Source organism: Dactylosporangium sp. NPDC049140 (assembly GCF_040648435.1).
This window is the reverse complement of record NZ_JBEZDS010000069.1, coordinates 24,511-45,859: the sequence shown is the minus strand read 5'-3', so window position 1 is coordinate 45,859 and position 21,349 is coordinate 24,511. Positions and strand designations below refer to the sequence as shown.

Below are 21,349 nucleotides of genomic sequence, written 5' to 3'. Positions count from 1 at the left end.
TGCGCGGTGGCGGCGGCCTCGGAGCCGGGCGGCGGTCCGGCGGGTGTCGCGTGGGCGGGTGTCGCGAGGGCGAGCGCGCCCGCGGGTAACGCCAGGGCGGCGGCGAAGGCCGCGGCGAGCCGCGTGCGTGCGCGGCGGTGATGGGTTGGCATTCGGCGATCTCCTGGGTGTGCGGCCGACGGGGACCCGGAGTACGCCCCGCGGCCCAGCCCCGTTCCAGGCCGCGGAAATCGCGCAAATAATAGAGCCGCAACGATCAACGCCGTGGCCCGAAATCGTCCAGTGTGAATGATCGCTTACCGTCCAAGGTGGACATCTGCTCGGCCCTTACGAGAAGATCGGCAGCTCATCCGTCATGGGCCTACGGTCTGTGAGTTGGCCCACACGGAGCGGGCCTTCCATCTACCGTTCGCCCAGGCGTTGGTGCGCGCCACAATGTCCGCAGTCCACTGTGTACATTGGCGGTCCGTCGAGGGCGACGGGGGTTCCTGCGGGCGGTTCGGCACGCAATCGGATCTTGAATCCTCCGGGCGCCGTGACGACGTGATCCAATGGCGCGCATGACGGTGTACGAGATGGCGGCCCGGCTGCCCGGCCTCCAGGTGCTGCGTGACCGGTCCCGCGCGCTGGCGATGCTCGACGCGATCGTCTCGGCGGGGCACAGCTCGCGCCGCTACCACTTCAAGCGCGGATGGCGGCCGGGCACCGATCTGGCCACCATGAACGACGAACAGGGCGACGACTACTCGATCCTGTTCCGCGGCGATGCGGCGTTCGTCCGCGGATTCAGCCACGAGTCGCCCATGAGCCCGAGCGCCAATGACGACGAGGTCTGGCCCGGCCTCGTCGACGACGTTCCGGACGCCTTCGCCGACGTGTTGCAGGAGCCGGCCTTCCAGTACGAGGACGTCTTTTCCGCCACCTACTGCCTGTGGCACACCGGAGACGCCTGGCGGGCCGGCGACATCGAGTTCCCCGAGGAGGGCGACGACGACGTCGACGGCTCGCAGCGGCTCGCCATCGTCGCCGATGCGGGTCCCGGCGCCTACCTCGCCTTCGCGGCCGACTTCTACGGCACGACCGTCGACCCCGCGGCGGCGGCGGAGATCTGGGCCCTCACCCCGCTGTCCGAGTCGCTCGTGCGCCGGCTCAACCCCGCGGCCGACCCGGAGGCCGTCAACCGGCAGGCCGCGACGATCGGCTACCCGCTCGGCTGACCTCCGTCCGGCATGCTGGCTGTGCTCGCCGCCGGGGGCTTTACGTCGTGGGATGGACGTTGTGGCATATGGCGCCCAGGTGATGGTGATGTTTACCTCGCCGTGGCGCGGGCGGATCTGAGATCGGCCCGAAGGCCGGCCCGGCCGCGCCGGCGCCGACCGACGCCGGGGCCCGTCGGGCTGAGCGGCTGGGTGGAACGGCTTGGAACGCCGTCAGGGCATGACGAAGAAGACGTGGCTGGCCGGCGGCGCGCTGCTGGCCGTAGCACTGGCACCGGCAGCCGCCCGCGGCCTGCACCAGGACGGGGAGCCGGGCTTCGCGGGCCGGGGCGCGGCCCTGGAGGTCGACCTCGGGCCGGAGAACTCGCAGGCGAAACACCCCGGCGCCTACGTCATTGCGGGTGATCCCGACGACGGCGGTCAGCTCAACGTCGCCCCGGCGGCTCGGCGGGGCTGAGCGCCGTCACGGCCCGGCTCGTGGTCGCCGACATTGCTGCGCGTGGCATGCTCGCGGGCATGCATGAGCTCGTCCGGCTCGCCGGGTACTTCGCCGCGCATCAGGTCCGGAACCTCCGGAACCTCGACGACGGGGAGGTGCTGTTTCCGATGCTCGGCTACGAGCACGCCGAGCGCGGCCGCGGCATGACCGTCTTCGTCGGCAACCCCGGCCGGGACGCCTTCGCCGCCAACGAGCAGGGCGCGCAGCGGGCGGTGCTGCTCGCGGACGGCTACGTCGACCTCGACGCCGGGAAGTTCGACGCGCTCATCGTTGAAGGCGTCGAGTACGGGGACGACGCGGCGGCGCTGACGGTCGCCGTGCCGTACCGGCCGGTGGCGAGCCTCGCCGGGTTCGTCGTCCACCGGCCGAAGTTCTTCAAGCTCGACGGCATCGAGCGGGCCGGGCTCGGGGCGGCGTTCCGGGCCGGGGTCGACTCCCACCCCGAGGCGGCCGCGGTCTGGGACGCGCATCTGGATGAGTCGATCTAGGCCCCCCCGAGTTGCACCCGGTGCATCGTTGCACTTAGTGTAAGGCACCGTGAGTGATCACGGGGGGCGGCGCGAGGCGCTCAAGGCGCGCCACCGCGCGGCGATTCTCGCCGCGGCACGCGGGCTGATCGACGAGCGCGGCGGGGCGCAGTTCTCCGTGGACGAGCTCGCCGGGCGGGCCGACGTCGCGCGGCGGACCGTCTTCAACCATTTTGCCTCGCTCGACGACGTGCTGCTCACGCTCGGTACCGAGGTGCTCTCCGTCGTCATCGCCGACTTCCTCGCCCAGGTCGCGGCCGCCCCTGTCGGGGACGGCAGCCGGGCCTCGATGTTCGACGAGCTGGCCCGGACCCTGCGCGCGGCCGACCTCGCCGCGGCCATCGTCGCCGTCACCGCGATCCTCGGCGTGCCCGGCGAGGACGACCCGCGCTCGCCGATGATCACGCACACCGCGTTCCGGCGCACCGGCGGGGCGCTCGCGGCCGAGGTCACGCGGCGGTACACCGGCGCGCATCCGCTCGACGTCGAGCTGCTCGTGCACTCGCTGATGAGCGGCATCTCCGTGATCGCCGGCCGCTGGATCGCGCTGACCGGCCCCTCGCTCGACGACGCGGCCCGTGCCGTGTGGGACAACCTGCTCACCCGGCTGCTCGACAACATTCGCAACGGGTACCTGCCCGACTGAAAGGAAGTACCGCGGCAATGGCCGAACTGCTGTACCGGCTCGGGCGTTTCAGCGCCCGCCGCCACTGGCTCGTGATCGCCACCTGGATCGTGGTGATCGGCATCGCCGGCGGCTCCTACGCCATGTTCCACGGCTCGCTGTCCGGCGCGATCACCATCCCCGGCACGCCCACGAGCAAGGTGGCCGACGAGCTCGCGGCGAAGTTCCCGAAGGCGAGCGGTGGCAGCGGTACCGTCGTGTTCTCCACCACCTCCGGCTCGGCCTTCACCGACCAGCAGAAGGCCGCGATCGCCGCGCTGCTCAAGGACCTCGGCACCGAGCCGGGCGTGAAGGGGACCACGGACCCGTTCCAGACGGCCGCCGAGCGCGACGCCCAGCAGCAGAAGATCACCGACGGGCGGACCCAGCTGACGCAGGGCAAGCAGCAGCTCGACGGGGCCCAGGCGCAGCTCGACGCCGGCAAGCAGCAGGTCGGGGGCGCGCAGCAGCAGCTCGACGCGGCCAAGGCCCAGGCCGCGGGCTCGGCGGCCACCCTGGCCCAGCTCAACGGCCGGCAACAGCAGCTCGACGCCAAGAAGCAGGAGCTGCAGGCCGGCCAGAAGACGATCGACGACAACCGCGCCAAGCTCACCGAGCAGGCCGAGCAGCTCGAGGTCGGCGCCCAGCTGCTCGACCTGGCCAAGGAGCTGCGCACGGTGTCCAAGGACGGCGCCGCGGCCGTGGGCGTCGTGCAGTTCACCACCCCGACGTACGCCGTACCGCCGCAGGTCAAGGACGACATCGTCCAGAAGGCCGCCGCGGCGCATATCGACGGCGTCGAGGTCAATGTCTCCAACGACATCGCGCAGACCGTGCCCAAGGTGCTCGGCCCCGGCGAGGTCATCGGCGTCGTCATCGCCGCGATCGCGCTGTTCGTGATGCTGGGCACGCTGCTCGGCGCCACGCTGCCGCTGCTCGGGGCGCTGCTCGGCGTCGGCGTCGGCGTGCTCGCCGCGCTGTCGTTCTCCGACGTCGTCACCATGATCTCGGTGACGCCTGTGCTCGGCGTGATGCTCGGCCTGGCCGTGGGCATCGACTACGCGCTGTTCATCCTCAACCGCCACCGCCGGCAGCTCAAGCAGGGCGTGCCGATGGGCGAGTCGATCGGGCTGGCCAACGGGACCTCGGGCAACGCCGTCGTCTTCGCCGGCTCGACCGTGCTCGTCGCGCTGCTCGCACTCAACGTCACCGGCATTCCGTTCCTGGGCCTCATGGGTACCGTCGGCGCCGTCTGCGTCGCCGTCGCCGTGCTCGTCGCGATCACGCTCACGCCGGCGCTGCTGTCCCTCGTGGGCATGCGGATCCTGAGCCGCAAGGAGCGGGGCCGCGCCGGTACCGCCGAGGCCCTGCCCGCGGTGCCGCAGGCGCCGATGTCCACGGGCCGGTCCGTGCTCACGCTCGTCGCGGGCGTGCTCGTGCTCGGCGTCATCGCGATCCCGGCGATGTCGATGCGGCTCGGACTTCCGGTGGGCTCGTCGGAGGCGCAGGACTCCCAGCAGTACAAGGCCTACAAGACGGTCGAGCGGAAGTTCGGCGCGGGGGTGAACGGCCCGCTGCTCGTGGTCGCGCACCTGCCGGGCAAGCTCACCGGCACCGGCCTCACCGCCGCCGAGGCCGCGATCGGCGCCAAGCTCGCCGCGGTGCCGGGCGTGGTCGCGGTCGCGCCGATCGGCGCCTCCGACGACGCGACCGTCGCGGCGTTCCAGGTGATCCCCACGGACGGCCCGTCCACCGAGTCGACCGCGCAGCTCGTGCGCGACCTGCGCGACATCTCGCCGCTGACGGTCGACGCGGGCCGGGTGGAGCTGGGCGTGGCCGGCAACGCCAGCGGCAACATCGACGTGTCGCAGAAACTGGCCGACGTCCTGCCGATCTACCTGGCGCTCGTCGTCGGCCTGTCGCTCATCATCCTGATCTTCGTGTTCCGCTCGATCCTCGTGCCGCTGACCGCGACCGCGGGCTTCGTGCTCTCCCTGCTGGCCGCGTTCGGCGGGCTCACCGCGATCTACCAGTGGGGCTGGCTCAGCTCGGTCTTCGGCGTGCACGACCCCGCGCCGGTGCTGAGCTTCCTGCCGACCATCGAGATCGGCATCCTGTTCGGCCTGGCCATGGACTACCAGCTGTTCCTGGTGTCGGGCATGCGCGAGGCATTCGTGCACGGCGCCCCGGCGCGGCTCGCGGTGCGCCGGGGCCTGCACGCCGGCCGGGCCGTGGTCACGGCGGCGGCGATCATCATGATCTCGGTGTTCGCGGGCTTCATCTTCTCGGAGTCGGCGACCATCCGGCCGATCGGCTTCGGGCTTTCCTTCGGTGTACTCGCTGATGCCTTCATCGTGCGCATGCTGCTCATCCCGGCCGCGATGCACCTGCTCGGGAAGTCGGCGTGGTGGCTGCCGAAGTGGCTCGACCGGATCCTGCCCGACGTCGACGTCGAGGGAGCGAAGCTCGAGCGCACGCACCCCGTCCACGGTCACGAGGAGGCGGCGCCCGCCGGGGTCGCGACCGGCTCGGCCTGACGGTCTGCTTCCGCCCGGCCGGCATCGGCCCGGCCGGGCAGGAGCAGCGAGAGCACCAGCGCGACGGCGGTGAAGCCGACGGTCCACCAGAAGGCGATGCCGAACGCGGACGCGAGCGAGCCCGTCCGGGTCGCCGAGGTGGCCAGGATGACGGCGAGCAGGGCCACCCCGACCGAGCCGCCCACCTGCTGGGCGATGCGCGTGACGGTGCTGGCGTGCGGCACCTGCTCGCGCTCCAGGCCCACGAACGCCGCGGTCATCAGCGGGATCATCACCATGCCCATGCCGAGGCCCCGCACGAACAGCGTCACCAGCAGCGGCCAGGTCGCCGTGTGGGCGCCCGCGAACGCGAACGGCACGGTGCCCGCCCCGACCAGCACGAACCCGACGATCGCGACCGCGCGGGCGCTGACCCGGTCGAGCAGCCGCGCCGCCGCGGGCCGGCTCAGCAGCGACCCGACGCCCTGCGGGATCAGCAGCAGGCCGGCGCCGAGGGCCTCGTAGCCGCGCAGTTCCTGCCAGTACAGCGGCAACAGCAGCATCGCGCCGTAGAGCGACGCGCCGGAGAGGAACATCAGCGCGGACGCGGCCCAGGTCGGGCGGGAGCGCAGCACCTCGAGGTCGACGAGCGCGGCGCCCCGGCGGCGAAGGGCCCAGAGAACGAAGGCCACCAGCAGTACCGAACCCACGGCGATCGGCGCGAAGACGTCGGCGCGGCCGAAGCCGCCCGGGCGGGTCACGTTCGAAAGGCCCCACAGCAGCGCGACCAGTGAGGGCGACAGCAGGACCAGGCCCACGACGTCGAGGCGGACGCGCCGCCCCGGCCCGTCGGCCGGGATCATCCGCCAGGCCAGCAGCAGCCCGGCCAGGCAGAGCGGCACGTTCACCAGGAACAGCCAGCGCCAGTCGCCGGCGCCGAGGATCAGCCCGCCGATCACCGGCCCGAGAATCGGGCCGACCGCGGCCGGCAGCGCCACGGTCGACATCAGCCGGGCGCGGTCCGGGCCCTGGGCGGCCTGCATGACCATCGTGGTCAGCAGCGGCATCATCACGCCGCCGCCGATGCCCTGCACCACGCGGAACGCGATGAGGCTGTATACGTCCCCCGCGAACGAGCACAGCACCGAGCCGAGCAGGAACACGGTCAGCGCGGCCATCCACAGCCGCTTGGCGCCGATGAGGCTCTGCAGCCAGCCGACGATCGGGATGACGACGCCGAGCGCGAGCAGGTACGCGGTGCTGACCCACTGCACCGTGCCCACGCCGGCGTCGAGGTCGGTGCCGAGCTGGTGCAGGGCGACGCTGACGATCGTGGAGTCGAGGATGACCGCGACGGCGCCCACGAGGACGGCGACGGCGGTGCGCATAGCGGTTCGGTCGGTCATGGAGTTCCCCACCTAAGATACGCGTGTGTACCTAATCGACGGTACGACGCCGTGGTAAGATACGCAAGTGCATCTAACGAGCCGCCGCCGCGGGGCCGAGCTCGAGGACGCGATCCTCGCCGCCGGCTGGGAGGTGCTGACCGAGCACGGCTACGGCGGCTTCACCTACGAGGCGGTCGCCGCGCGCGCGGGCACGAGCCGCCCGGTGCTGTACCGGCGGTGGCCCCAGCGCCACGACCTGCTGCAGGCGACGCTGCGCCGGAACTGGATGGCGCAGCCGATCGCGGTGCCGGACACCGGCCACCTGCGCGAGGACGCGATCGGCCTGCTGCGCAACGCCGACGCCGCCCGCTCGCACATGATCACGACGATGAGCGTGATGCTGCTGGAGTACTTCCGCGAGACGGGCACCAGCTTCAGCGAGCTGCGCGACGTGCTGCGCCCGCCCGGCCTGGCCACGCCCTTCGAGCGGCTTGTCGCCCGGGCCGTGGAGCGCGGCGAGCTACCGGCGGCGCCGCGCTCCTCCCGGGTGATCAATCTCCCCTTCGACCTCTTCCGCCACGAGATGTTCATGACCCTGCGCCCGGTCCCCGAGGAGACGATCGTCGAGATCATCGACGACGTGTGGCTCCCCCTCGTGGATCAGCGCAGCTCGTAGACGAACCTGCCCGTTCACCCGACGTCCGGGGCCCCAGCCGTATCCGGCCGCCCCGCCCGCCCGAGCCGGCGCGCCGCCCCGGCGCCGCGACGTGAACACCGTCACCGTTGACGGCAGGGGCTACCTGAACAGCTCCGGGTCGAACGCCGCGGCGATCACCTCGTGGCCCGCGTCGTTCGGGTGGACGCCGTCGGCGGACAGGAGCCCGGCGCGCACCCGTTCCGGTGCGGCCGGGTCGCGGGTGGCCGCGTCCAGGTCGACCACCGCGTCGAACTCGCCGCCGCCCCGGATCCAGCGGTTCACGTCCTGGCGCATGCGCTCGAGCTCCTCGGTGTGGAAGGGTGCGCCGCCGATGGGCGGCAGCGTGCAGCCGACGACCCGCACGCCGTGCGGCCGTGCACGGCCGATCAGCTGGCGGTAGCCGGCGATGATGTCCCCGGCCGTGGCCCGCTCGTGGTCCGGCGCGCCCGGCACGAAGCCGAAGAACAGGTCGTTGAGCCCCTCGGACAGCACCACCCAGCGCACGCCCGGGCGGCCCAGCACGTCGCGGTCGAAGCGCGCCAGCGCTCCCGCGCCGAGGCCGTCGGTCTCGCGCAGGACCCGGTTGCCGGCGATGCCCATGTTGATGACCGCGCGCGGCGGAAGGTCCGCCCGCGCGGCCAGCCGGCGCGCGAGTACGGACGGCCACGCGGCATCCGCATCGGGCGTCGTCTCCAGCCCGTCGACGAGGGAGTCGCCGAACGCGACGACGGTGGCGGCCGCGGGCGCCGCCAGCACGTCGAGGCCGGCGAGCCACAGGTAGGAGCGGAACTCGGTGGCGTCGCGCAGGGCCGGCGCCGCGGTCTGGTCGCCCGGCGCGAGCCAGGCGGTGCGCAGCCCGACCGCGTGCGTCGTGGGCGTGACGTCGTCGTCGGGGAGGTACAGCGACACGGTGAGGTCGGCCCCCGCGGGCACCTCGAGCTCGACCGGGTCGCTGTGGATGAGGGCGCCCGTCGGTACCACGACCGTGTCGCGCCCGCCGAAGGTCAGGGGGTGCCCGTCGAGCCGCGCGGCGCCGATGCGCACCGGCGGGCGGTTGAAGGCGTTGGACAGGGCCACCCTCGCCGCGGTGCCGCCCGCCGTCGCCCGGGCCACCATCCGCACGGTCTGGGCGCCGAGCCTCGTGGGCCTGCTTGTGGTCTCCGCCTCGTCGTCCGGCAGCTGCGGGCCGCCGCCGGGCTCGGCCGCCTGCGCCAGCTCCTGGGCCGTGCCCCAGGAGCTGATCCAGGTGCTCCGGCCCGGGTCGCGGCGGGGGCGTCCGAACCAGTCGCCGGCGGCCCGCTCGAACGCCGCCCGGTCGGGGGCGTGGCCATCGGCCCAGGCGACGACGCCGTCGGGCCGGACGAGCGCGGCCCCGTAGCCGAGGTCGTGCTCGGCAGGCCCGTGGACGTACCGGATCCGGTGCTCCCATGGTGTTGCCGGATCGTGCAGGCGGCCGTCGCGGGTGAAGTCGAGCAGGACGCCGCGCCCGTCGCGCAGCAGGTCGCCGAGGCGGGTGCCGTCGCCGAGGCGGAAGTCCGGTGCGTCGCGGCCGGTGAGTGGCTCCGCATCCCCGAGGTCGTAGCGGATCGACGAGCCGGAGACCTTCTGGAACACGTACGTCGTGCCGTCGCGGGTCCCGAGCAGGTCGCGGACCACCCCCTGGATCGCCTGGGCCGCCGGGTCCGGGCGCATGACGGCCGCCTGGGCGCGGGTCCAGTCGAGCGCCCAGGCGCCGACCGGGTGCCGCTCCCGGGTGTACGTGTCGAGCAGGCCGTCGGGCGCGTCGCCGCGTACCGTCGCCGCCAGCTTCCAGCCCAGGTTCAGGGCGTCGCCGAGACCCAGGTTGAGGCCCTGCGCCCCGAGCGGGGAGTGGATGTGCGCGGCGTCGCCGGCGAGCAGGACGCGCCCGCGCCGGTACGCGGTGGCCTGCATCGCCCGGTCCGTGAAGGTCGACACGAGCCGCACGTCGCGCAGCGTCACACTTGTGCCGGAGACGCGCCGCAGCACCGCCTGGAGGTGCTCGAGCGTCGGCCGCTGCGAGCGGTCGAACGCGCCGCCGTCGAAGTCGAGCAGGCCGACGTAGCCCTCCGCGGGCGTGCGCAGGTACATGCCCGCCGGGGTCAGGTTGAACCCGGGGCGCAGGCTTTCCGGATCGGCGAGCGTGGCGAGCATGACGTACCCGGTGAACTGCGGCCCGGTGCCGGCGAACTCGAACCCCGCGAGGCCGCGGACCGTGCTGCGGCCGCCGTCGCAGCCGACGAGCCAGCGCGCCTCGTACCCGTGCCCGCCGGCCCGCAGCACCACCCGGTCCTCGTGCGGCTCGACCGCCTCGACCTCGGCGCCGCGGCGGATGTGCACACCGAGCCCGGTCGCGCGCGCGGCCAGCACCGACTCGACCGCCTCCAGGTTCGTCAGCACGCCGTCGAGCGCCGGGCCGGGGAGCCGGAAGGGCAGCGCGGTCACGTCGACGGCGGCCGGGTCGAGCATCATGCCGGCGAAGTGGCCCGCGCCCCGCGAGGGCGCCGTGTGGTCCGCGCTCAGCAGCGCGTCCAGCAGGCCCCGGCGGTCGAACGCCCCGGCGGAGGCGGCGGACAGGCCCCGCAGGCCGAGCGGGTCGGACTTCCACGGGGAGCGGGGCTGCGGGTCCCGCTCCAGCACCAGTACCGAGCGGCCGGCGAGCCCGAGCTCGCAGGCGAGGAACAGGCCGACCGGGCCGGCGCCCGCGATCGCAACGTCATACATGGGAACGAGCCTGGCGCGGGCCCCTCACACGGGGCGCACACGGCGCTCACACGCCGGGTGCGAAGATCGGATCATGCAGGGGGGTGGCCGGCTTCGTGTCACGCTGCTCGGCGACCTCCGGGTGTCCCGCGGCGACGCCGCCCTGACCGTGGCCGGATCGCGGCTGCGCGGCCTGCTCGTCCGGCTGGCGCTCGCGGGCGGTCGGGCCGTCGAGCCGGGCACCCTCGTCGACGCGATCTGGCCCGAGACCCCGCCGGACGACGCCGCGCACGCGCTGCAGGCCCTGGCGTCGCGGCTGCGCCGGACCCTCGGCCCGGCCGGCAGCGTCGCGTCCGTCGCGGGCGGCTACCGGCTCGACGTCGACCCGGCCGACGTGGACGCGCTGCGGTTCGAGGAGCTGGCCACGGCCGGCCGGGACCGCCTGCGCGCCGGCGACCCGGCCGCCGCGGCCGCCGCGCTCGGCTCCGCGCTGGCGCTGTGGGGCGACCGGCCCGGCGCCGGGCCCGCGGTCGTCGCCGCGGTCGCGCCGGGCATCGCGGTCCGGCTGCGGCTGGCCTCGGTCGAGGCGGTCGCCGACCTCGCCGCCGCCGAGCTGGCCCTGGGGCGGGCCGCCGCGGCCGCCGACCGGCTCACCACCCTGCTCGCCGGGCACCCCGGCGACGAGCGGGCGGCGGGGCTGCTCATGGACGCGCTCGCGGCCGAGGGGCGCGAGGCCGAGGCGCTGGGCGTGTACGAGCGGGTCCGCGCCGCGCTCGCCGACGAGCTCGGGGCCGATCCGGGGGCGGCGCTGCGCGAGCGTCATCTGCGCCTCCTGCACGCCGGGGGACCGGCGCCGGCAGTCATGGGAAATCTGCCCGCGCCGGTCACCAGCTTCATCGGCCGCGACGACGACCTTGCCCGCCTCGACGCGCTGCTGGCCGCGGGCCGCCTCGTCACGGTGGTCGGCCCCGGCGGCGCCGGCAAGACCCGGCTCGCGGTGGAGGCGGCCCGGCGCCGCCGGTACCGCGACGGCGCCTGGATGGTGGACCTCGCGGGCGTCACCGAGCCGGGCAAGGTGGACGCGGCCGTGCTCGGCGCGCTCGGGCCGCGCGGCGCCGCCGGGTCCGACGTCTTCACCGAGCGGCTCGCCGGCCGGGAGATCCTGCTGCTGGTCGACAACTGCGAGCACCTCGTCGAGGCCGTGGCGGGGCTGCTCGCGGTACTGCTGCCGCGTTTCGCGGGGTTGCGGGTGCTCGCCACCAGCCGGGAACCCCTCGCGGTCGACGGCGAGGCGCTGGTGCCCCTCGGCCCGCTGGCGGTGCCCGGCCCCGGCGACGGCCTGGAGCCGGCCCGGCGGGCGGCGTCGGTGCGGCTGTTCGCCGAGCGGGCCGCGGCCGTGCGCCCCGGCTTCGACGTCGACGAGACCACGCTGGCCGACGTCCGGCGGGTGGTCCGCGGGCTGGACGGCCTGCCGCTGGCCATGGAGCTGGCCGCCGCCCGGCTGCGCACGCTGTCGCTGCCGGAGCTCGCCGACGGGCTCTCCGACCGGTTCCGGCTGCTCGGCACCGGCCGCCGGGCCGCGCCCCGGCACCGCACGCTGCGCGCGGTCATCGCCTGGAGCTGGGAGCTGCTCACCGAGGCCGAGCGCACGGTCGCCGAGCGCGTCGCGGTACTGCCCGGCGGCGTCACGTCGGCCTCGGCCGCGGCGGTCTGCGCCGGTACGGCGGTGCCGCCCGGCGAGCTTCCCGAGCTGCTCGCGGCCCTGGTCGACCGCTCCCTGCTGCAGCTGGCGCCGGAGCCCGGCCGCTACCGCATGCTGGAGACGCTGCGGGAGTACGGCATCGAGCGCCTGGTCGAGGCGGGCGCCCTCGACGCCGTGCGCGACCTCGCGGCCGGCTACTTCGCCGCGCTGCTGGCCCGGGTCGACCCGCAGCTGCGCGGCCCCGGCCAGCCGGGCGCGATCCGGACCATCCGCGCCGAGTACGACAACGCCCTGGCCGCCCTGCGCCACCGCCGCGCGCTCCGGCTCGCCCTCGACCTGAGCTGGTACTGGCACATGTTCGGCCGCGACGCCGAGGCCGTCGCCTGGCTGGGCGAGGCGCTGGCGGAGCCCGGCGGGACCGCGGCCGAGCGCGACTGCGCGGCGGCGATCCTGGCGCTGCACGGCGCCGGTCCGGCCCCGGACGGCCTGGCCGGGCGGCTGCTGGCGTACCCGGCGCGGCCCGGCCCGTTCGCCGTGCTCGCCGCGCTGCTGCAGGAGCCGCCGGCCGTGCTCGCGACCCTCGACCGGCTGGCGGCCGGCGACGACGTGTGGCTGTCCGGCCTGGCCCACCTGTTCCGGGCCCAGACCGCCGAGAACGCCGGCGAGCTCGGCACCGCGCGGGCCGACGTCGAGGCGGCCCTGGATCGGTTCCAGCAGGCCGGCGACCGCTGGGGCCGGGCCACGGCGCTGCCCCTGCGTTCGCTGCTGCGCCAGTACGACGACGACCTCGACGGGGCGCTGGCCGACCTTCGCGAGGCCCGCTCCCTGGCCGCCGAGTTCGGCTCGCTCAGCCTCGGCGACGAAGTGTTCCGCGCCCTGCGCTGGATCGATCTGTACCTCCGGCGCGACGACACGGACCGCGCGGTCGAGCTGATCGAGGCGACCCGGGCGCAGGTGCTGCGCGCGGCCTCGGAGCCGATGCTGGTCCTGGTCGACGTGCGCGAGGCCGGGTTCCGGGTCCAGCTGGGCGATCCGGACCGCGCGCGGGAGCTGCTCGAGGACGCCGAACGGCGCCGGCCCGGCGACACCCCGTTCTCCGGCGACCACGTGCGGACGCTGATCGGCAGCGTCCGGGCCGCGCTGCTGCTCGAACTGGGCGACCGGGCCGGCGCCGCGCGGACGCTGGCCGAGGCGTACGCGGCGGGCCTGGCCAGCGGGGACCGGCCGATCCTGGCCGTGGTGGCCGTCGGCGCGGCCGCGCTCGCCGGGCCGCGCGAGTCGGCCTACCTGCTCGGCGCCGCCTCGCGCCTGCGCGGCGCGCACGACCGCACCGATCCGGCGGTGCGCGCGCTCACCCGCCGCGGGCGGGAGGCGCCGGGCTTCGCCGCCGCGTACGACGCGGGCTGGGGCCTGACCGCAGATGCGGCGGTGGCCGAGGTAGGCCGCGCCATCCGCGAGCTGGAGGCCGGCTAGTCGCATTCCACGGAATATTTGACAGCACCACACCCGGATCCTAACGTATTCCGCGGAATACTTCTCACCCCCGGAGTGGAGCGGACCCCTCATGTCGCTGTTCAGGTCCAAGACGTTGTGGATCACCGTCGGCGCCGTTGTCGTGGCCAACGTGGCCGTGTTCGGGCTGGCCTCACGGGCCGGGATCGCCGACGCGGCGAAGATGGCGGCCTCGGCCGACGCCAACCTGGTCGTCGTCGCGCTGCTCATCGGCGTGATCTGGTGGCTGACCCGGAAACGGGCCGCGGTCGACCTCGCCGCGCGGGCGCCCGAGCGGCGCCGGGCCGGGCGGGAGGTGGCCGGGGTGCTCGCGTACGCCGCCGCCGGGCAGGTCGTCGGGGCGCTGCTGGGCTGGCTGCCGGGCGAGCACCCGATCAGCTTCCACCTGGCCGGGACCCTGTACGGCCACCAGCACGTGACGCCCTACGAGGCGTACGTCTGGGCCGGGTACAACTTCGTGGTCTATGCCCTGCTGCCGTGGCTGTACTTCCGGCAGCGGTACACCGCCGAGCAGCTGAGCCTGCGCTCGTCCAACCGCCGCAACGACCTGCTCGTCATCGTCGTGGTCATGGTGCTGGAGTCGCTCAACGAGATCGGCGGGCTGTCCGACGCCATCCTGCACCTGAGCGCATCGCAGCTGCTCAAGGGCGTGCCGGCGGCGTTCGGGCTGTACCTGCTCGGCTCCGTGCTGCCCACGATGGTGCTGGTGTACTCGATCCTGCTGCCCCGGTACCGCGCGCTGACCCGCTCCGTTCCCGCCACCGTCGTGCTGGGCGGGCTGACCTACGCGCTGCTGCACTTCTTCGAGGCGTGGACGGTGCTCACGTCCCCGGCCGGGGCGGCGGTGTCGATCGGGCTGCTGCTGTTGCAGTACACCGGGCCTGGCATGGTGAAGAGTGTGCTGACGCTGCGCACCGGCAACGCCTGGGTCCACGTGTGGGCCTACCACGCCGTCGCGCCGCACACGATCGTCGACACCCCGCACGTCGTGGGCATCTTCAACATCAGGTAACCGTCACGCAGGAGGGGGCCGCATGGCCGCGCCGCAACGAGGGCAGCAGCAGGGGGCGATGGTGCGCGAGCTCGCGATCGTGCACCAGCTCATGACGACGCGCCTCAACCGGGCCCTGCGCCCCCTCGGCCTGACCATGACCCACACCAGCCTGCTGCTGCACCTCACCGGCCATCCGGACGGCTGCACGATCGGCGAGATCGCCGACGCCATGGAGGTGAACCAGCCGGCGGTGTCCAAGACGGTCAAGACGCTAGCCGACCGCGGGGCGGTGAGCGTGCACCTCGACCCGGCCGACGCCCGCCGCCGCACCGTCCGGCTCACCGCGGACGGGGGCGCGCTCATCGGCCAGGCCATGCAGGCCATGCACCCCGAGGCCACGCTGGGCCTGGCGGACTTGGACGACGAGCGCCTCGACACCCTCATCGGGCTGCTGCGCACGGTACGGGTCCGCCTCGACGAGGCCCGAACGCTCTGAGCCAACTCGCGTTCATCTTTCGTTCACCGTGCGGGCACGTTACGTTAACCGCATGTCCACTTCTGCACCGAACCGGCCGTCCCGGCGATGGATGGTCGTCACACTCGTTGCCGTGCTCGTGGCCGCGCTGACCGGCGGCGGCATCGCCTACGCGGCCGCCACCGCCCAGCCGGCGATCAAGACGTTCACGCCCCGCTCCGAGCGGGACATCGCCAACATCGACGTGCTCCGGCAGCAGATCCGCAACTACTACGGCGACCCGCTCGGCACCGGCGTCTCGCCCGCGGACAGCAACTACGCCAAGGAGGCCGGGGGCGTCGCCGCGGACGGGCAGCGCTGGCTCGCCGCGCACCACCGCGTCCGCGGTACCAGGGCGATCGTCCTCGACGTCGACGACACCTCGCTGCTGACGTGGAACTACGAGGTGTTCAGCAACTGGGCCTTCAACCCGGCCACGAACGGGCAGTTCGTCACCGAGCAGCGTTTCCCGGCCGTGCCCGGCATGGTGGACCTGGCGCTGGCGGCGGAGCGTGAGGGGTACGCCATCATCTTCCTGACCGGACGCGGCGCCGCGCAGGAGACCGCGACACTGGGCAACCTGACCGCCGACGGCGTGGGTGTCGACGCCGGCTTCCCGAAGCCCACCACCCTCAGCGACGGCGAGGACGGCCTGTTCACCAAGCCCGCGGTGGCCGACTACCCGGACTACCTCAAGACCGCGTGCGCCGCCGACCCGAACGGCTCCTGCACGACGATCCACTACAAGTCCGCGACGCGGGCGCACATCGAGTCGCTGGGCTACGACATCGTCGCGAACTTCGGCGACCAGTACAGCGACCTAGAAGGCGGCCACGCCGACCGCACGTTCAAGCTGCCCAACCCGAACTACTTCCTGCCCTGACCGGCCGGCCGCCGGGGCCGAGCGCGATTCGCAGCGTCGTCCGGACGCTCATCGTGCGGCTCCGGCGGCGCGTCGTCCGGACGCTGCCCGTGCGGCTCCGGCGGCGCGTCGCCCCGCCCGGCGGAAGACCCGGGGCGCCCACCAGTTCCACCGGCCGAGCAGCCGCATCGTGGCCGGCACGAGCAGGGTGCGCACCAGCGCGGCGTCGAGGACCACGGCGGTGATCATGCCGACGCCGATGAGCTTGGCGAACATGACCTGGCCGGCGGTGAAGCCGGCGACGACGAGGACGAGCAGCAGCGCGGCCGCGGTGATGATCCGGCCGGTGTGCTGCATGCCGGTGGCGACGGCCGCCCGGTTGTCGCCGGTGTCGTCCCAGGCCTCGCGGACGCGGGCGAGCAGGAACACCTCGTAGTCGGTGGCCAGCCCGAACAGCACCGCGAAGATGAGCACCGGCAGGGTCGGCTCGAGGAAGCCGGTCGGGGTGAAGCCGAGCCATCCGGCCAGGTGCCCGTCCTGGAACACCCACACGACCACGCCGAACGAGGCCCCGATCGACACCAAATTCATGAGCACCGCCTTGACGGGCAGCACCACCGACCCGAAGGCGAGGAACAGCAACACCGCCGTGACCCCGATCATGATGAGGGCGAGCCACGGCAGCCGCGAGCCCAGGTCGTGGACGAGGTCCAGATCCACGGCCGGACTGCCGCCGACGAGCAGGCGGGTGCCCGGGGGAGCGGGCAGCGCGCGGATCGCCCGGACGGTATCGTAGGCGACGGCGCCGCTCGGCTCGCCCGAGTAGCTGACGGTGATCAGCGCGGCGCCGTCGCGCTCCGCGGTGATCTCGGCCGAGGTGACCCCGGCCAGGCCGCGGACCCGCCCCGCGAGTCCGGCGGCCTGACCCGCCCAGGCCCCGTCGACGAACACGAGCACCGGCCCGGTCGGAGCGCCCGCCGGAAACTGCGCGCGGATGCGCTCGGCGACCGTCCGCACCGGCGTGCCGGCGGGCAGCACCCGTTCGTCGGCACCACCGAACCGCACATGGGCAAAAGGCAGCGTCAGCACCGCCAGCAGGGCCACGACCGCGATGAGCGTGAGCACGGGCCGGCGCATGACGGCGTCGGCCAGCCGCGCCCAGCCCTGCCCGGTCCCGTCCCGGCGGGGCAGCGCGATGCGCAGCGCGTAGGTGTGCGGGTCGGGCGGTGGGATGTGTGGTGCGTCGGTGTCCGGGTCGGGCGGTGGGATGTGTGGCGCGTTGGCGTGCGGGCCGGGTAGCGCGGACCGGGCCGGTCGGGCGGTCAGCGCGGCCAGCCGTGCCCAGCCCGTCCCGCTCCTGTTCCGGCGCCGGGGCGGGATGCGTAGCGCGTCGGCGTGGCGGCCGGGCGGCGGGGTGTGTGGTGCGTCGGTGTGCGGGCCGGGTAGCGCGGGCCGGGCCCGGCGGACGGTCAGCGCGGCCAGCCGTGCCCAGCGCGGCCCGGTCCCCTTCCGGCGGCGGCGGGGCAGCGGGATGCGCAGCGCGTTGACGCGCGGGCCGAGCAGCGCGAGCAGGGCCGGGAGCACGGTCAGCGCGGCCAGCGCGGCCCCGAGCACGGCCGCGGAGCCGCCGAGGCCCATGGAGCGGAGGAAGACCTGCGGGAAGATCAGCAGGCTGGACAGGGCGAGCACGATGATCGCGCCGGAGACGAGGACGGCCCGGCCGGCGGTGGCGATGGTGCGGGCGACGGCGTCGGCGGTGTCGTGGCCGGCGGCGAGTTCCTCGCGGAAGCGGCTGACGATCAGGAGTGCGTAGTCGATGGCCATGCCGAGGCCGAGCAGGGTGATGGTGTTGACGGCGAACGTGGAGATGTCGGTGACGGCGGCGATGAGCCGGGTCGTACTCAGTGCGGTGAGGATCGCGAGCCCGCCGATGAGCAGCGGCATGGCCGCCGCGACCAGCCCGCGGAACACGAGGACGAGAACCAGCAGGACCAGCGGCATCGCCAGGGCCTCGCCGCGGGCGATGTCGCGCTCGGTCAGGGCGCCGGCGGTGTCCATCAGTGCGACGGCGCCGCCGATCTGCGTGTCCACGCCGGCGACCGCGAGGGCGGGGCGCAGCGCGCGGAAGTCCCGCAGCCGGGCGTCGTCGGCGCCGGCGGCCAGGGTGATCGCCGCGTAGGTGGCGTGCCGGTCGGTCGAGATCAGCGCCGGCGCGCCGGTGCTGTAGTAGTCGACGACCCGGGCCACCTCCGGGCGGGCCCGCAGCTCCGCGAGCCGGGCGGCGATCGGGTCCCGCACCGCCGGATCGTCCAAAGTGGACGTCGCGGTGTAGAGCACGACGACGTCGGCGTCGGTGCGGCCGAACGCGGCGGTGATGCCCTGCGCCGCGCGGGCCGACTCGCTGCCCGGCGCGTCGAACCCGCCGCCGCTGAGCTCGCCGAACACCCCCGTTCCCCAGCCCGCGCCGGCGATCGCGAGCACCGCCGCGGCGGCCGGCAGCCACCACCGCAACCGCACCACCGTCCGTCCCCACCATGCCAGCACCCTCGGGCTCCTTTCCGGATCGTCGACCGGCCTCGATCGTTGCGCGATTTGCGGGGCTGGTCGTCGGTCGTGGATCGGCGGCGGGTACGGCAATGGACGGTGTTGCGGCCGCGCCGGCATACGTCACGTGACGTATGCGTCTCATGCCCGCGACGGATTCGCGAGCGGCGGCCGATCGCTACCATCGATGCATGGTCGGCATCCCTATGCGGCTGCGACCGCCCGCTTGGCTGCAGGACCTGCTGCTCGCGTTGTTCGTCGCGTACTTCCAGGTTCGCGGCACACTGCTGGTCGGCGTCGAGCCCGCAGACATTCCCTGCCTGCTGCTGCTGGCGGGCACAGGCATCGCTCTCGCGGTGCGCCGCCGCAACCCACGGGCGGTCTTCGCCGCCCTGGCCCTGGCCAGCGCCGGCTACTACCTCGCCGGGTACCCCGACGGGCCGGGCTGGGTGAGCCTGTTCATCGCCGCGTACACGGTCACCAACCTCGGCGACGGCCGGCGCTCCGTCGCGGTCGTCGGCGGCGCGTCGTGCGTGCTGACCATCCTGTGGCTGGCCACCGCCGACCTGTCGCCGCTCAACGCGGCCGGCTGGGTGTTCTTCCGCATCGGCGGCATCGTCATGGCCGCCGCGCTCGGCGAGTCGGTCCGTTCCCGCCGGCTGATCGCGGAGGAGGCGCTCGCGCGTGCCGAACGGGCCGAGCAGACCCGGGAGGCCGAAGCCCGCCAGCGGGTCGACGCCGAACGGCTGCGCATCGCCCGCGAGGTGCACGACACCGTCGCGCACTCCCTGGCCGTCATCAACGTCCACGCCGGGGTCACCGCCCATCTGCTCGACACGCACCCGGAGCAGGTCCGGGGCACGCTGGCCACGATCGAGCAGACCAGCGCCCAGGCCCTGCGCGAGCTGCGCAGCACCCTCGGCGTGCTGCGCGCCGACGAGCCGCGCACGCCGCCGCCCGGCCTCGGCGAGCTCGAGCGGCTCGCCGCCCTCGGCCGTGACGCCGGGCTGGGGGTCGTGGTCGACGTCGGCGGCGGGGTACGGTCGCTGCCTAGCCCGGTCGACCACGCCGCCTACCGGATCGTGCAGGAGTCGCTGACCAACGCGATCCGCCACGCCCCGGCCGCCCGCGTGACGATCCGCGTCCGCTACGACGACGAGCGCCTGCGCCTCACGGTCAGCGACGACGGCCGCGGCCGGACCGGTGCCGCGTCCGGCGGGCGCGGCGTACGGGGCATGCACGAACGGGCGGCACTGCTCGGCGGCCGCGTCGAGGCCGGCCCCGTCGCCCACGGCGGCTTCGAGGTGTACGCCGAACTGCCGGTGCGGTCGGCGGTGGAGCCCGAGATCGCTCCGCACGGCGACTTCGAGATCCCGGCCGAACTCCCCGTCCCGCACAGCGACTTCGAGGTGCACGCCGAGCTTCCCGTGCCGCCGGCCGCCGGGGTGCAGGCCGAGGTGCCTGAGTCGGCGGCGGCGGTGGAGGTGCCTGAGTCGGCGGCGGCGGCGGAGGTGCGTGAGTCGGCGGCGGCGGCGGTGGAGGTGCGTGAGGCGGGTCACGTCGGCTCCGAGGTGGACGCCGAGGTGCCAGTGGTGGAGGTGCGTGCGGTGCGACGCGGTGAGTGCGAGGTGCCGGCCGAGGTGCCTGTGCCGGCGGGGGAGGTGCGTGCGGTGCGGCGTGGTGAGTGCGAGGTGCCGGCGGCGGCGGTGGAGGTCCGTGTGGTGCGTGCGGTGCGGCGTGGTGGGTTTGAGGTGGGCGCCGAGGTGCCGGCGGCGGTGGAGGTGCGTGCGGTGCGGCGTGGTGGGTTTGAGGTGGGCGCCGAGGTGCCGGCGGCGGTGGAGGTGCGTGCGGTGCGGCGTGGTGGGTTTGAGGTGCCGGCCGCGGTGCCCGTGCCGCCGGCGGTGGAGGTGGAGGTCGACCCCGCTCCGCACGGCGGCATTGAGACCCGCGCCGAGCTGCCCGGGTCGCCGGGGCCGTGTGGCGGGTTCGAGGTGCGGGGCGGACGGCCTGCGGCGCCGGCTCCTGTTGTTGCGGTGGTTGAGGCGTGAGCGAGCCTGTCACCGTACTGATCGTCGATGACCAGGCGCTGGTCCGGGCCGGATTTCGGATGTTGCTCGACGCTCAGCCCGACCTGCGTGTCATTGGTGAGGCCGGGGACGGGGCCGCCGCGGTCGAGCTCGCCCGGGCGCATCGGCCGCGGGTGGTGCTCATGGACATCCGCATGCCCGGCGTCGACGGCATCGAGGCCACGCGACAGATTGCGGCCACGCGTGGGCTCGAGGCGGTGCGGGTGCTGATCCTGACCACGTACGACACCGATGCCAACGTGTACGACGCGCTCACCGCCGGGGCCGCCGGATTCCTGCTCAAGGATGCTGGCGCGGTTGAGCTGCTGCACGCCGTCCGCGTGATCGCCGACGGCGACGCGCTGCTCGCGCCGGGCATCACGCGCCGGCTCATCGGGCAGTTCACGGCGGTCCGCAGCGCCCATCGGCGGGCCGAGGAGCGTCTCGCCGTGCTGACCCAGCGCGAGCGCGAGATCGTGGCGCTGGTCGGTCAGGGCCTGAGCAACCACGAGATCGCCCACGCCCTGAGCCTGAGCCCGGCGACCGCGCGCACGCACGTCAGCCGGGCCATGATCAAGCTCGGCGCGCGGGACCGGGCCCAGCTCGTCGTGATCGCTTATCAGACCGGCCTGGTGACGGTCGAGGCGTAGGTTCGGCGGGCGTGGCCGTCGACCTGCTCACCGAGACCGTGATCGACCGCGGGCCGGCTCGGCGGTGGGCTTCGTGGCGCGGTTCCTCGGGCGGCGGCTCGCCTACACGTACGAGGTCGTCGAGCCGGTGCCCGGCGAGCGCCTCGTGATGCGGACCGCGCAGGCCCGTTCCCGATGGAGACGACGTACACGTGGACCGTGCTGGGCGTGTCCGCCGACGGACACCACCGGGCTCGACGCGACGCTGGAGCTGTCCGGCTACGGCAGGCGGTGACC

Annotated in this window: 16 protein-coding genes; 13 read left to right on the top strand and 3 right to left on the bottom strand. The window is 74.2% G+C overall.

All coding sequences use genetic code 11. The features are described 5' to 3' along the window. Positions 1–560: 560 nt before the first annotated feature. From AB0B76_RS53585 to AB0B76_RS53565, 5 genes are all read left to right on the top strand, one after another. On the top strand, positions 561–1,217 hold the full coding sequence (locus tag AB0B76_RS53585; protein ID WP_360392436.1) for a hypothetical protein: 657 nt from the start codon (positions 561–563) through the stop codon (positions 1,215–1,217). A gap of 220 nt (positions 1,218–1,437) precedes the next feature. Then, positions 1,438–1,674, top strand: a complete 237-nt coding sequence (locus AB0B76_RS53580) for a hypothetical protein (protein WP_360392433.1) — start codon at positions 1,438–1,440, stop codon at positions 1,672–1,674. 59 nt (positions 1,675–1,733) lie between these two features. Continuing rightward, complete coding sequence (locus tag AB0B76_RS53575; RefSeq protein WP_360392431.1) at positions 1,734–2,204, top strand: hypothetical protein; 471 nt, start codon at positions 1,734–1,736, stop codon at positions 2,202–2,204. Positions 2,205–2,253: 49 nt separating this feature from the next. Then, positions 2,254–2,889, top strand: coding sequence for a TetR/AcrR family transcriptional regulator (locus AB0B76_RS53570; protein WP_360392428.1), 636 nt, complete (start codon positions 2,254–2,256; stop codon positions 2,887–2,889). 17 nt (positions 2,890–2,906) lie between these two features. Next, positions 2,907–5,444 (top strand): MMPL family transporter, encoded by a 2,538-nt coding sequence (locus AB0B76_RS53565; protein ID WP_360392426.1) that lies wholly within the window; start codon positions 2,907–2,909, stop codon positions 5,442–5,444. On the opposite strand, the gene AB0B76_RS53560 is transcribed toward AB0B76_RS53565, so the two are convergent. Beyond that, complete coding sequence (locus tag AB0B76_RS53560) at positions 5,399–6,829, bottom strand: DHA2 family efflux MFS transporter permease subunit (protein ID WP_360392423.1); 1,431 nt, start codon at positions 6,827–6,829, stop codon at positions 5,399–5,401. The two genes, AB0B76_RS53565 and AB0B76_RS53560, sit on opposite strands and share 46 nt — an antisense overlap. A 67-nt stretch (positions 6,830–6,896) precedes the next feature. Between AB0B76_RS53560 and AB0B76_RS53555 the strand changes: the two genes are divergently transcribed. Beyond that, the gene (locus AB0B76_RS53555) at positions 6,897–7,487 is read left to right on the top strand and encodes a TetR/AcrR family transcriptional regulator (protein ID WP_360392420.1); all 591 of its coding nucleotides are present in this window, start codon (positions 6,897–6,899) and stop codon (positions 7,485–7,487) included. A 120-nt stretch (positions 7,488–7,607) separates the two neighbouring features. On the opposite strand, the gene AB0B76_RS53550 is transcribed toward AB0B76_RS53555, so the two are convergent. After that, positions 7,608–10,250, bottom strand: coding sequence for an FAD-dependent monooxygenase (locus tag AB0B76_RS53550; protein WP_360392418.1), 2,643 nt, complete (start codon positions 10,248–10,250; stop codon positions 7,608–7,610). Between the two features lie 73 nt (positions 10,251–10,323). Here AB0B76_RS53550 and AB0B76_RS53545 point away from each other — a divergent pair, with 73 nt between their 5' ends. From AB0B76_RS53545 to AB0B76_RS53530, 4 genes are all read left to right on the top strand, one after another. Beyond that, complete coding sequence (locus AB0B76_RS53545; protein ID WP_360392415.1) at positions 10,324–13,404, top strand: BTAD domain-containing putative transcriptional regulator; 3,081 nt, start codon at positions 10,324–10,326, stop codon at positions 13,402–13,404. Between the two features lie 91 nt (positions 13,405–13,495). Beyond that, positions 13,496–14,455, top strand: a complete 960-nt coding sequence (locus AB0B76_RS53540; protein ID WP_360392413.1) for a hypothetical protein — start codon at positions 13,496–13,498, stop codon at positions 14,453–14,455. Positions 14,456–14,477: 22 nt separating this feature from the next. Next, positions 14,478–14,933, top strand: coding sequence for a MarR family transcriptional regulator (locus tag AB0B76_RS53535; protein ID WP_360392410.1), 456 nt, complete (start codon positions 14,478–14,480; stop codon positions 14,931–14,933). A gap of 52 nt (positions 14,934–14,985) precedes the next feature. Further along, positions 14,986–15,834, top strand: a complete 849-nt coding sequence (locus AB0B76_RS53530) for an HAD family acid phosphatase (protein WP_360392408.1) — start codon at positions 14,986–14,988, stop codon at positions 15,832–15,834. A 48-nt stretch (positions 15,835–15,882) separates the two neighbouring features. Here the strand turns inward: AB0B76_RS53530 and AB0B76_RS53525 are convergent, their stop codons facing one another. Beyond that, the gene (locus AB0B76_RS53525) at positions 15,883–18,357 is read right to left on the bottom strand and encodes an MMPL family transporter (protein ID WP_360392405.1); all 2,475 of its coding nucleotides are present in this window, start codon (positions 18,355–18,357) and stop codon (positions 15,883–15,885) included. 191 nt (positions 18,358–18,548) lie between these two features. On the opposite strand from AB0B76_RS53525, the gene AB0B76_RS53520 reads away from it, so the two are divergent. The 3 genes from AB0B76_RS53520 (at position 18,549) to AB0B76_RS53510 (ending at position 21,347) form a co-directional block, all read left to right on the top strand. Continuing rightward, entirely contained in the window at positions 18,549–20,405 is a 1,857-nt protein-coding gene (locus AB0B76_RS53520; protein ID WP_360392402.1) for a histidine kinase, read from the top strand. Then, positions 20,402–21,073, top strand: coding sequence for a response regulator transcription factor (locus tag AB0B76_RS53515; RefSeq protein WP_360392400.1), 672 nt, complete (start codon positions 20,402–20,404; stop codon positions 21,071–21,073). The genes AB0B76_RS53520 and AB0B76_RS53515 overlap by 4 nt, the downstream gene beginning before the upstream one ends. Before the next feature lie 73 nt (positions 21,074–21,146). After that, positions 21,147–21,347, top strand: a complete 201-nt coding sequence (locus tag AB0B76_RS53510; RefSeq protein WP_360392397.1) for a hypothetical protein — start codon at positions 21,147–21,149, stop codon at positions 21,345–21,347. The last annotated feature ends 2 nt before the right edge of the window (positions 21,348–21,349 follow it).